This is a genomic window from Achromobacter kerstersii (genome assembly GCF_902859595.1).
GTDB classification, from domain to species: Bacteria; Pseudomonadota; Gammaproteobacteria; order Burkholderiales; family Burkholderiaceae_B; genus Achromobacter; species Achromobacter kerstersii.
The window spans coordinates 17,422-29,359 of record NZ_CADIJQ010000012.1 but is presented as its reverse complement, the minus strand read 5'-3'; the positions used below and the strand labels follow the sequence as shown (position 1 = coordinate 29,359).

The following is an 11,938-nucleotide window of genomic DNA, read 5'->3' as shown; positions in this document are numbered from 1 at the left end:
TCTATGCAGCCTGTTCTACCCGCTTACCTGATCGCCCGTTGGCTGCTGCTGCTTGTCTTGTTGGCAGGGGTTTACTTCCTTAGCGGCTTCCTCGTTCCCGCCCTGGCGGCGCTCATTATTGGTCTGGCCAGCTGGCCCTTGTACCAGCGCCTGGTCGTGCGCTGCGGCGGCCGCACCGCGATTGCGGCGTCGTTGGCGCTGCTGATGGTCATCGTCGTACTGATCGTGCCGCTCACGCTGGCGCTGTCTTACGCCATCAAGGAAGCCAGCACCTTCTTCGCCTGGGCCATTGCGGCCAACCGCCACGGCGTGGCGGTGCCGAACTGGATCACGTCCATGCCCGCCGTGGGCGAGCGGCTGGGGCAGTACTGGGAATCCTATATTGGCCAGCCCCATGCCTTGGGCGCGCTGGTCGAAGCCGTCAGCGGTGAACATCTGGGCAACATCTACCGCATGGTGCTGGCGGCCACGGGCAATGTGTTCCAGCTGCTGCTGACCGTGCTGTTCATGCTGATCACGCTGTTCTTTGTCTATAAGGACGGCATCCGCATGGTGGCTCAGCTGGACGTGCTGGGCGAACGCATTCTGCCGGCGCGCTGGCAGCGCTTTTCGCGCGTGGTGCCGGCCACCATCAATTCCACCGTAACCGGCATGGGCCTGATCGCGCTGGGCGAAGGCTTTGTGCTGGGTGTCGCGTACTGGGTGGCGGGCGTGCCGTCGCCCGTGCTGCTGGGCGTGGTCACGGGTTTCATGGCGTTGATCCCTGGCGGCGCGCCGCTGTCGTTCACGCTGGTGTCGCTGTACCTGGTGGGTTCCGGCCATGTGGTTGCTGGTATCGCGCTGATGGTGTGGGGCAGCGTTGAACTCTTCATCGTCGACAAGACCCTGCGCCCGCGCTTGGTGGGCGGCCCTGTCAAACTGCCGTTCCTGCCGACCTTCTTCGGCCTGGTGGGCGGCGTGAAAACCATGGGGATCGTCGGCTTGTTCGTCGGCCCGGTGCTGATGGCGTTGCTGGTGGCGGTGTGGCGCGAATGGGTGCACCACGAAGTGACGGAGCGCGATGCGGCGCGCTTGCATCCACCCGTGCCGGTTCCCGTGCCTGCGCCCATAGAAAAAACACCCTCCGCCTGACGCGGCCACGCCCGGCGCGGACGATGCTTTTGGTAATCTAGCCATCCCCGCGTATACCGGCGCCTGACCGGTACGCGCCTGCCCCGCACGCAGACGCTTCGCAACCGCCGCGGGGTGTGAGGATTGAGATGTCCGGGTTACTGCCTGATGATCAGATAGCGGTCCTGCGCGAGCAGGGGTTTGTGGTGGCGCGCCAGTTCGTGCCCGCAGAACAAGTCGCCGCGCTGCGCGCGCTGGCCGAGCGCCACTTGCAAGAGCACGTGGCGCCCATTGAATACGAAGCTGACCTGCGCTACCCCGGCGCACCCGAGTCCCGCACCGCTGAAGGCGGCCTGACGGTGCGCCGCCTGCTAAGCGCCTACGCCCGCGACCCGCTGTTTGCGCAATGGGCAACCGACCCGCGCATTGCCCAATGGCTGGCCCGCTACTTCGGCGAACCTGCGGTGCTGTCCACCGTTCACCACAACTGCGTGATGACCAAGCACCCCGCCTATGGCAGCCTGACGGGCTGGCACCAGGACATCCGCTACTGGTCATTTTCAGACACCGACCTGGTGTCCTGTTGGCTGGCCCTGGGGCCGGAAACCCGCAACAACGGCGGCCTGTCGTTCATTCCGGGCTCGCACGCGGCAGCCTTCACGCCCGACCAATTCGACGACAAGAAATTCTTTCGCGACGACGCGCCGCAAAACGCCGAGTGGATTGCCCGCGCGGTCTGCCCTGACCTTGAGGCGGGCGACGTGGTGTTCTTCCATTGCCGCACGCTGCACGCCGCGCAAGGCAACCGCAGCGACCGCGTGAAATTGTCGGTCGTGCACACGTATCACCCGCAGTCCTGCCACCCGATTCCCGATACGCGTTCGGCATCGCAACCCGGGGTGCCATTGGCATAAAGTCATTGTTATTCGATATTAATAATTGAATTACAATTAAATTAAGCGCAATACGCGAGGACGGGCCGGCAAATCCCGCCTCGCGTTGATTCTTGCGTGGCATCCCTAGAACTCAATAGGCTGGTCTCTGTGCGCAAAACAACTATCGACGACACGGAAAAACCGCAGGCGACGACCGGGACCCGGTCGTCGCTGTTTGTCGGTTCCACTGAAAAAGCCTTTCAGGTGCTGCACGCGTTCGACGGTTCGAAACGCCACATGACGCTGGCCGATATCGCACGCGCCTCGGGCCTGGACCGCAGCGCCACGCAACGCCTGGTCTACACGCTGGAAACGCTGGGCTATCTGCGCCGCATTCCCGACACGCGCAACTACGGCCTGACGCCGAAGGTGCTGCAATTCTCGTACAACTATGTGCGCGCGAATGAGCTGATCGACAAGGCGTCGCCGTATCTGCTGGACATCAGTCGGACGTTGGGTGAGACGACCAATCTGCAAGAACTGGACGGCCACGAGATCGTGTTCGTGGCGCGCTTTCCGGGCCACCATCTGGTGAACGTGGACATCGCGGTAGGCAGCCGCCTGCCGGCGTTCTTCACGGCATCGGGTACGGCAATTCTGTCCCGCCTGTCTGACGAACACCGCCGCGAGATCCTGGCGCAGACGCGCCTGGAAGCGATTACGCCGTACACGGAAGTGAACCCGGAGAAGCTGCTGGACCGCGTGCAGCGCGTGGCGGAAAAGGGCTACGCGATCATCGTGAACGAAACGGTGCTGGGGGATATTTCGGTGGCGGCGCCGGTCACGGATCATCGCGGTTTTGCGGTGGCGGCGATCAATATTTCTGTGCCGACGACGCGGTGGACGGTGGCTAAGGTGGAAGCAGAACTGGCGCCGCATGTGCAGGTGGCAGCTACGTCGATTTCTAAGTCTAAGTTCTCGGCTTATTCGAGGTAGGGGTTTTTGGGGCGGTCGGCTTCGGGGGCGGTTGAGGGTCTTCGTGAGGCGGGCGTCGGGTTTTTGAGGGCGGTCGTTGATCTTCGTAGGTCGCCCGTCGGCGCGGTGGCCCTGACTGCGCGCGCCCACGATTGCGGTCCGGAGCCTTCGCTCCGGACTTCCCCCTCGTCATCTTCGTCACCCGCCTTCGGCGGGTTCCTTCAGATTCCCTCGGGCGCATCGAGGTTGCGCGCAGTCAGGGCCACCGCGCCGACGGGCTGCCTGCGTCTTGGTTCGTCGCGCTGCTAGGACGTGCCTTAGTCACGAGTGCTGCGGGGCCCGCCGAGTGGCGGCCGCGCGGGCGGCCTTACTCGGCATACGCATTGGTGGGCGTGTGCGCGGTAGTCGCTTTCGCGAATGTGCAGAGCGGTTTTCTAATGCTCGCGCCGCAGGTTTTTTGGGGGGGTAAAGGGTGGCGCGCGGCGCGAACTGTCTTGCGCATGCCAACTCGTTGCGCGCCACGCACCGGGGTTTAAGTGGCGGTCATCATGCGACGGACGATGAGGGGTGTTGTGTAGCGTGCATCGGTGCTCGCGCAGAGCGTCACTCACGTCAGCCATCCTACGAAGCGCTGGCGATGTTCGCATTAATGCAGTCAGACTGCATTTCCTAAAAAGAACCAGCGCACTGTTGCAATTAAAAATGCAGTCTGACTGCATTTTTAAGGGCTTCAAGTCACGAAGAAGAGCTCGAACATCGCTGCCACACGCGAAGCGAACAGCGCGACGACGTACCACTACGCGTAAGCTCCAAAAGGCCGCCCGCGCGGCCGGCCTGGAGCGGGCCCCGCAAGATCTTCCACCACCAAAAATCACGTGGCGAGAACCCTAAGAAAACGAATCGTCCCAGCTGACGCGAGATTGCAACTGACGGAGCCCGTGGTGTCGGGGGCCTGGGGTGCGCGGGGCGTCGATAAGCCCGAGGGAATCTGAAGGGAAGGCCGTAGGCCTGGACGAAGATGACGACGGGGCAGTCCGGAGCGAAGGCTCCGGACCGCAATCGTTGCCCCGCGCACCCCAGGCCCCCGACACCACGGGCGTCTAAAGAACTCACCACCCCACCGAACAACACCACCCCCGCCCATCAAAACAACAACTAAACCCCCACCCCCTCGAACTCCTTCAACAACGCCGCAACTTCCGCCCGCAAAGCCGTCTGCAAGCTGTCCGCCGGCGATACCAACGGGTCCAGCACTTCCGGTGCGTTCACGCCGATCAAATCCATCACCGACTTCATCGGCCCCGGATTCGTTTCCGCAAACGCCAGATTCATCATCGGAATCAAACGGCGATGCAATTCCATCGACTCCTTCGTGCGCCCCTCCGCCGCCAGCGTATAAACCTTGCGCCATGCAGTCGGCAGCAAACTTGCCGTCACCACGATCCCACCGCGCGCACCCGCCGCCAGATGAACCGGCAGCAGCGTGTCTTCACCGCTGAACACCGCGAACGAATCATCCACGCCCGCCACCGTGCGCAGGAAATGGTACATGTCGGTATTGCATGCCTTCATGCCGATGATGTTCGGATGCCGTGACAGCTCGTGCAGCACTTCCGGTGCAATCGCGATGCGCGTGCGGTACGGGATTTCGTAAATCATGATCGGCAGCGGCGACTCGTCCGCGTAGCGCATGAAGTAATCCCGGATGCCGGCTTGCGTTGGCGTCGTGTAGTAGGGCGTCAGCACCATCAGCGCATCGGCGCCGGTCTTGGCGAACTCACGGCCGGCTTGGATCGCGTCGTAATAGCCGGGGTCCAGCACGCCAGGAATCACCGGCACTCGGCCTTCAACGGTTTCCACCGTCAGCCGGCACATGCGCACGCGTTCTTCGCGGGACAGGGCGCCGTATTCGCCCGTGCCGCCCAACGGCACCAAGCCGTCGATGCCTTGCTTGAGCAGATAGCCGATCAGCGCTTTGGTGGCCGGCACGTTGATGGTGTCGTCGGCGTTGACCGGCGTCGGGATCGCGGGGAAAACTCCGCGCAAGTGTTGGGCATTCAGCATGTTGCGTATCCTAAAAAAACAATCAAACGCGCGGAGATCAGTTGGCCAGGCTGCGCCGGCGCAGACGGTCGGCCAGCCAGATCAGCGCGGCAATGAAAATGAACAGGCACGTCGAGACCGCTGCGATCACCGGGGAAATTTGCAGCGTCACTTCGTCCCAGAATTGCTTGGGCAGCGTGGCGTTCAACCCGCCGGAGGCGAACAGCGCAATCGTCAGTTCATCGAACGACGTTGCGAAGGCGAACAGGAATGACGACATCAGCCCCGCGCTCAGAATCGGGAACGTCACAAACCGCAGCGTTGCCCACGGGCCTGCGCCCAGGCTCTGCGCCGCCAGATCCAGACGCGTGTCGTAGTTGCGTAGCACCGCCATCATGGTGATCACCACATACGGCACCGCCACCACCGTGTGCGCCAGAATCAGGCCGATGGTCGAGCCCACCAAGCCCACACGCGCAAAGAAATAGAACATGCCCACCGCGATGATCATGCGCGGCACAACAATCGGGGACAGCACAAACGCCAGCATCGCCGACTTGCCACGCATGTTCGCGCGCACCAGCAGGAAGGCGGCGGGCGTGCCGATCAGCATTGCCAGAAATCCCGTGCCCACGCCCACGATCAACGACCGCGTGATCGCCTGCATCCACACGGGCGACGTGAACATCTGCTCGTACCATTGCAGCGAAAAGCCCTTGGGCGGCCACGTCAGGCCCGAGCCGGAATCGAATGACAGCGGAATCATCAGAAACGCCGGCGCGCTCAGGAACGCCAGCACGCCCAGCACAATCCACCACAACGTGCGCGACTGGCCGGTGCCAGACACCGACCGGCGCACGCGCTTGGGCAGCAACGCAAACATCGCATCAGACACGTTCGCCAGCACCGTCAGCACCGCATCGCCCGCCCGGCGCGACAGGCTTTCCTTGCCCGATGCGCGCACGCGGGTGGACGCGCCGCCCGTCATCGTCGACAGGCCCAGCACCTTGTCGTAGATCGCAAAGACCACCAGCACCACCACCAGCAGCAACACCGACACCGCGCCGGCGAACTCCCAGTTCATGGTCTGCTGGACCTGGTCAATGATGATCTGCGTGATCATCGTTTCCTTGCGTCCGCCCAACAGCGCGGGCGTGATGAAAAAGCCGATCGCGGTCACGAACACCATGATGGCGGCCGCCGCAACGCCCGGCATCGACAGCGGGAAATAGATCTTCCAGAACGCTGTGCCTGGCCGTGCGCCCAACGTGGACGCGGCGCGCGGCAGGTTGCGGTCAATGTTCTCCATCACGGACAGCATCGTCAGCACCGCCAGCGGCATCAGCGCATGGACCATGCCCACCAGCACGCTGCCGAAGTTGTAGAGCAGGTTGGCGGGCGCATCCAGAATGCCCAGCGCTTGCAGCAGCTGATTGACGACGCCGTTGCGGCCCAGCAGCACCACCCATGCAAAGGTGCGCACCAGGAAGCTCGTCCAGAACGACAGCAGCACCCAGAACAGCAGCGACGTCTTGCGCTTGGCCGACAGGCTGGATATCAGGTAGGCCACGGGGTAGCCCGCGACCACGGCGAAGAACGTCGTCCACAACGAAATCTTCAACGTGATCAGCAGCACGTTCACATAGACCGACGATTCAAACAGCCGGTGATACTGCGACAACGTGAAGCCCTGGTCGCCGACAACGCTGAGCAGCAGCAACTGGCCCACGGGGTAGATGAGCAGCACCAGCAGCAGCACGACCAGCGGGGCCGCCATCAGGAAATGTCGGCGGCCCGCGCTCATGCGCTTGCGAGGAGTAGCAAGGGTTGTCATGCGTTTACTCCGCAATGGCCACCGCGTCGGCGGCTTGCCAGCTGACCGAGAGCGGCTGGCCGATGGCGTATTGCTCGGCTTCGCGCTGGGTCGGGTAGGCCACGACGATCGGTGCGGCGTCTGGCACGCCCGAATCCAGGTACAGCTTAGTGAGGCTGCCCGTTACCATCACATCAAGCAGCTTGCCGGTCAGGCCGGGGCCGCTCGCCGACACGCGCAGGTTCTGCGGGCGCAACATCACCGTGACCTTCTGCCCCGCCTTGATGGGCGAGCCGTTGGACAGCGCCTGCCCCGTCACGCCCTGATGCGCCAGCTTGACCGTCAGCGTGTCGCCATCAACTGCGGTGACCTCGCCTTGCAGCAGGTTCGATTCGCCCAGGAAGTCCGCCACGAACAGCGTGCGCGGGCGGAAGTACAGGTCGGCCGGCGTGCCCAGCTGTTCGATCGCGCCGCCGTTCATCAGGCAGATGCGGTCAGACATGGTCATGGCCTCTTCCTGGTCGTGCGTCACGTACACGATGGTGGTGCCCAGCTCGCGGTGGATGCGCTTGATCTCCAGCTGCATCTGGTCGCGCAGCTTCTTGTCCAGCGCGCCCAGCGGTTCGTCCATCAGGATGATGGCGGGGCGATAGACCATGCAGCGCGCAAGCGCAATGCGCTGCTGCTGGCCGCCAGACAGCTCGCGCGGCAGGCGCGACGCCACGTGCGGCAGCCGCACCATTTCCAGCGCTTCGTGCGCACGGCGGCGCGCTTCGGCCGCCGGCACCTTGCGCATCTTCAAGGGGAACGCAATGTTCTCCTCGATGCTCATGTGCGGAAACAGCGCGTAGTTCTGGAACACCATGCCGATATCCCGTTCATACGGCGCGCCATACGTGACGTCGGCGCCGTCGATCAGCACGCGGCCCTCGTCGGGCTGCGCCAGGCCGGCGATCAGGCTCAAGAGGGTGGTCTTGCCGGAGCCGGACGGACCGAGCAGCGTCAGGAATTCGCCGCGGGCGACGTCCAGGTGCGTGGGCGCCAGCGCAACGAAATCGCCATAGCGTTTGCCCAGACCCGAGATTTGCAGATTGGAAGAAGACATGGTGTTCATTCAGGAAAGAATTACTTCAGGACCCAGCCGTTGAAGCGCTCGAGCACATCGCGCTGCTTGTCCAGCCAGTAGGCCGCGTTGATGTGCAGGCCGCTCTTGATGTTGTCGGGGTGGGTCGGGCAATTGCGCGCCACGTCGGCCTTGATGTAGTCAAAGGCGGCGGGTTGCGTCACGCCCGCGGCAAAGTACTCGACCAGCGCCGCCTGACGCTTGGGGTCGGATGCAAACTTGATGAACTCGCGGCAAGCGTCGGCGTTGGGCGTGCCTTTCAAGATGGACCAGTTGTCGCAGCCCCAGATGTTTTGATCCCACACGATCTGCACCGGCGCGCCGTTGGCAATTGCCGATTGCGCGCGCGAGACCCAGGTGGCGATCATGTCGACTTCGCCCGATCCCAGCATCTGCTCAACCTGCGCGCCCGTGTTCCACCACACGTCTACCGACGGCTTCACCTTGTCCAGGCTGGCCAGTGCGCGGTCGATGTCGCAGGGGTAGACCTTGTCGGTCGGCACGCCGTCGGCCATCAGGGCTTCTTCGATGGTGTCGAACGGATGCTTGCGCAGGCCGCGGCGGCCGGGGATGTCTTTCACGTTCCAGAAGTCGGCCCACGAGGCCGGCGCGCGGCGGCCCTTGAAGGCATCGGTGCGATACGCCAGCACGGTCGTGTAGACGTTGTTGCCCACGCCGTACGGCGACATGTATTGCTTGGGAATCGTGGCCACGACCGGGTCGGATTCCAGGCCGTGCTTTTCCAGGTACACCTTGCCGCCTTCGGTCAGCATCAGGATGGCGGGCTGGCTAATCTTGGCCATGTCCCAGGTGTAGTTGCCGGTGTCCACCATGCTCCGGATCTGCGCGGTGGGTTCGGCGTTGGCCTGCACACCCACCACCTGAATGCCGGTGGCTTCCGTGAACGGCTTGTAGAACACGGCGCCATACGCCTTGCTGTAGATGCCGCCGTCATCGCGCACCACGATGCGCTTGGACGCCGCACGCGACGGCGTCCAGATCATGGGCATGGCCAGCGCGGCGGCGCCGGCGGCAACGGTTTTCAGCGCGGTGCGGCGCGAAGCGTTATGGGGGATCGATTTCATGGAAGACTCCTGCGGGTCGGGTCAGGGACGGCGGATCAAGGCAGCAAGCGGCCGGGGTTGAATAGGTTGGCGGGATCGAAGGTGGATTTCAGCGCGCGCATCATGGTCAGTTCGACGGGCGATTTGTAGTGCGCCATCTCGGCCAGTGATGTGCGGCCCACGCCGTGCTCGGCGCTGAACGTGCCGCCCAGCGCATCGGCCACATCGTTGACGGCGCGGCGGATATTGGCGGCCATCGTGTCGCGGTCGGGCAGGGCGTTCCAGGCGTCGAACGTGAAGAACGGAATGAAGTGCACGTTGCCGTCGCCCAGATGGGCCACGATGAGCACGGGCAGGTCAGGCACCAGACGGCGCACGGCGGCGGTGGCGTCTTCGATGAAGCGCGGCACGCTGGAGACCGGGACGGCGCTGTCGGTCGTCAGGCCCACGCCCGCTTTCTTATTGCCCTCGGACACGCTATGGCGCACTTCCCACAGCGCGGCGCGCTGCGTGTCGTTGCTGGCGATGACGGCGTCGTGCAGCAAGCCGAGTTCGGAGGCTTGTTCCAGAATCTGTTGCAGCAGGTCTTGCAGTTCAGCACCGCTGCCGGTGTCAGACAATTCCACCAGCACATGCCAGGGATGCGCGCCCGCCAGCGGATTCTTGCGGCCCGGCACGTGCGCCATGACGATGTCCAGCTGGTTGCTGTCGATCATTTCAAACGCCGACAAGCGCGAACCGCAGGCGCGTTGGAACAGGCCCAGGATGTCGAGCGCGGCTTGCGGGCTGTCGGGGGCGATCCACGCCACGGCGTGGCTGGTGGGCAGCGGATGCAGCTTCAGCACGGCGGCGGTGACGATGCCCATCGTGCCTTCCGCGCCGATGAACAGATGCTTCAAGTCGAAGCCGGTATTGTTCTTGCGCAGCGCCGTCAGGCCGTTCCAGATGGCGCCATCGGGCAGCACCACTTCCAGGCCCAGGATGTTGTCGCGCGTATTGCCGTAGCGCAGCACGCCCGTGCCGCCCGCGTTGGTGGCGATGGTGCCGCCAATCTGGCACGAGCCTTCGGCGCCCAGGCTGATCGGGTACAGCCGGCCTTCGGCGGCGGCCGCTTCCTGCACCGTGGCCAGCACGCAACCCGCTTCGACTTCCATGGAGTTGTTGGCGGCGTCGACCCGGCGCACGCGGCGCATGCGCGCCAGGTTCACGATGACCGGCGGCGTGCCGTGGGCGGCAGGCACTGCGCCGCCGCACAAGCTGGTGTTGCCGCCCTGCGGCAAAACTGGTGTGGCATGCGCGTTGCACAGGCGCACGATGTCGGCCACCTGCTGCGTGTTGCCGGGCAGGGCGACGCACAGCGCCGGCCCCTTGTACCGGCCGCGCCAGTCTTCGGTGTAGCCAGCGGTATCGGCCTCGGAATGAAGGATGGCGTCCGCGCCCAGGGCCTGGGTCAACGCGTCTAGCAGAGTGGTGCCGTTGGTCATGTCTGTGGTCCCGAATGGGGCTCGGAGATCGACGGAACCCCGAGCGCATTGAGGCACAGCATACGATTACTTAAATCGCTTTTCGATTTGATTAATCGTATTTCAATTGAATCTAGGGTATGTCCTAGGGATCGCTGTTCCGGATTGCGATTCCAGAAATGATCGAAATACAATCATATCGTGCGATATGCAATTCTATGTGGACTCTGCAAATCAAGGAAGGGACATGCTTCCCAGCGTGATGGAGTACCGGCGGCAGGCGCAAAGGCGCTTGCCCCGGCTGGCATTTGATTACCTGGAAGGCGGCGCCGAAGACGGCCGCACGCTGGCGCGCAACGCGGCGGCCTACGCCGATATTGAGTTCCGCCCCGATGTGTTGGTTGACGTCACCGATTGCCAGCTCGATACGACCGTGCTGGGCGCGTCGGCCGCCATGCCCGCCATCGTCGGACCGACCGGTTTGAACGGCTTGTTCTGGCCCGACGCCGACGTGCATCTGGCGCGCGCGGGGCATCAGGCGGGGTTGCCCTTCGTGCTGTCCACCGCATCCACCTCGCTCTTGGAAGACGTGCGCGCGGCCACGGCCGGCGAGCTCTGGCTGCAACTGTATGTGCAGCGCGACCGCCGCATCGCCGAACACCTGATGGACCGCGCCTGGCAGAACGGCTACACGGTGCTGTTCCTGACCGTGGACGTGCCGGTGCACGGCAACCGCGACCACGACAAGCGCAACGGCTTCAAGCTGCCGCTGCGCCCGTCGCCTCGGCTGATGCTGGATCTGGCCGCACACCCCGGCTGGTGCTGGCGCATGCTGCGCCACGGCGGGCCGCAGTTGAAGAATCTGGCCGTCAGTTCAAATGCGCGTGAAAACATCACCGAGCAGGCCTCCGCGCTCAGCCGGCAGATGGACTTGGCGCTTAGCTGGAATGACGTCGCCTGGCTGCGCCGCCATTGGCGCGGCCGCATCGTGATCAAGGGCATTCAAGGGCTGGCCGATGCGCGCCGCGCGCAGGCGCACGGCGTGGATGGCATCGTGCTGTCCAACCACGGCGGCCGGCAACTGGAAGGCGCACCGTGTCCGCTCGACGTGCTGCCCGACGTGGCGTCGGAATTGGGTTCGCAGCTGGAAGTGCTGGTCGACGGCGGGATCAGACGCGGCAGCGACATCGCCAAGGCGGTGGCGCTGGGCGCACGCGCCGTGCTGCTGGGCCGCGCGCCGCTGTACGGCCTGGCGGGCCGAGGCCCGGCCGGCGCGCACGAGGTACTGGCGATATTGCGCACCGAATTGGAAAATACCCTGCGACTGCTTGGCCGCAACCGCATCGGCGCGTTGGACTCGGATGCCGTGCGCAAACGTTGACGCGTGGCGCAGCCTATCTCTTGTCAGGCCTTCTTTTGCGAACCTCACTCTTGCAAGCCCACCTTCTGCAAGACCACCTTTGGGAATCAAA

9 protein-coding genes are annotated in these 11,938 nt (G+C 64.0%); 4 read left to right on the top strand and 5 right to left on the bottom strand.

Features of this window, described 5'->3' with window-relative positions:
* Window positions 1-3: 3 nt before the first annotated feature.
* The 3 genes from HV765_RS26745 (at window position 4) to HV765_RS26735 (ending at window position 2,981) form a co-directional block, all read left to right on the top strand.
* A complete protein-coding gene (locus tag HV765_RS26745) occupies window positions 4-1,131 on the top strand; it encodes an AI-2E family transporter (protein ID WP_175171531.1) in 1,128 nt (375 codons plus the stop codon).
* Between the two features lie 128 nt (window positions 1,132-1,259).
* The gene (locus tag HV765_RS26740; protein WP_054427082.1) at window positions 1,260-2,024 is read left to right on the top strand and encodes a phytanoyl-CoA dioxygenase family protein; all 765 of its coding nucleotides are present in this window, start codon (window positions 1,260-1,262) and stop codon (window positions 2,022-2,024) included.
* A 129-nt stretch (window positions 2,025-2,153) separates the two neighbouring features.
* Complete coding sequence (locus HV765_RS26735; RefSeq protein WP_175171530.1) at window positions 2,154-2,981, top strand: IclR family transcriptional regulator; 828 nt, start codon at window positions 2,154-2,156, stop codon at window positions 2,979-2,981.
* A gap of 1,134 nt (window positions 2,982-4,115) precedes the next feature.
* Here HV765_RS26735 and dapA read toward each other — a convergent pair.
* From dapA to HV765_RS26710, 5 genes are read right to left on the bottom strand one after another with little or no spacing between them, the layout of a single operon-like run.
* The gene (gene dapA / locus HV765_RS26730; RefSeq protein ID WP_175171529.1) at window positions 4,116-5,024 is read right to left on the bottom strand and encodes a 4-hydroxy-tetrahydrodipicolinate synthase; all 909 of its coding nucleotides are present in this window, start codon (window positions 5,022-5,024) and stop codon (window positions 4,116-4,118) included.
* Between the two features lie 37 nt (window positions 5,025-5,061).
* Window positions 5,062-6,837: an ABC transporter permease subunit gene (locus HV765_RS26725; protein ID WP_054424752.1), complete on the bottom strand. Its 1,776-nt coding sequence runs from the start codon at window positions 6,835-6,837 to the stop codon at window positions 5,062-5,064.
* A 4-nt stretch (window positions 6,838-6,841) separates the two neighbouring features.
* Window positions 6,842-7,921: an ABC transporter ATP-binding protein gene (locus tag HV765_RS26720; protein ID WP_175171528.1), complete on the bottom strand. Its 1,080-nt coding sequence runs from the start codon at window positions 7,919-7,921 to the stop codon at window positions 6,842-6,844.
* Window positions 7,922-7,941: 20 nt separating this feature from the next.
* Complete coding sequence (locus tag HV765_RS26715; RefSeq protein ID WP_054424753.1) at window positions 7,942-9,024, bottom strand: ABC transporter substrate-binding protein; 1,083 nt, start codon at window positions 9,022-9,024, stop codon at window positions 7,942-7,944.
* A gap of 35 nt (window positions 9,025-9,059) precedes the next feature.
* A complete protein-coding gene (locus tag HV765_RS26710) occupies window positions 9,060-10,487 on the bottom strand; it encodes an FAD-binding oxidoreductase (RefSeq protein ID WP_175171527.1) in 1,428 nt (475 codons plus the stop codon).
* 226 nt (window positions 10,488-10,713) lie between these two features.
* On the opposite strand from HV765_RS26710, the gene HV765_RS26705 reads away from it, so the two are divergent.
* Window positions 10,714-11,847: an alpha-hydroxy acid oxidase gene (locus HV765_RS26705; protein WP_175171526.1), complete on the top strand. Its 1,134-nt coding sequence runs from the start codon at window positions 10,714-10,716 to the stop codon at window positions 11,845-11,847.
* Window positions 11,848-11,938: the final 91 nt, after the last annotated feature.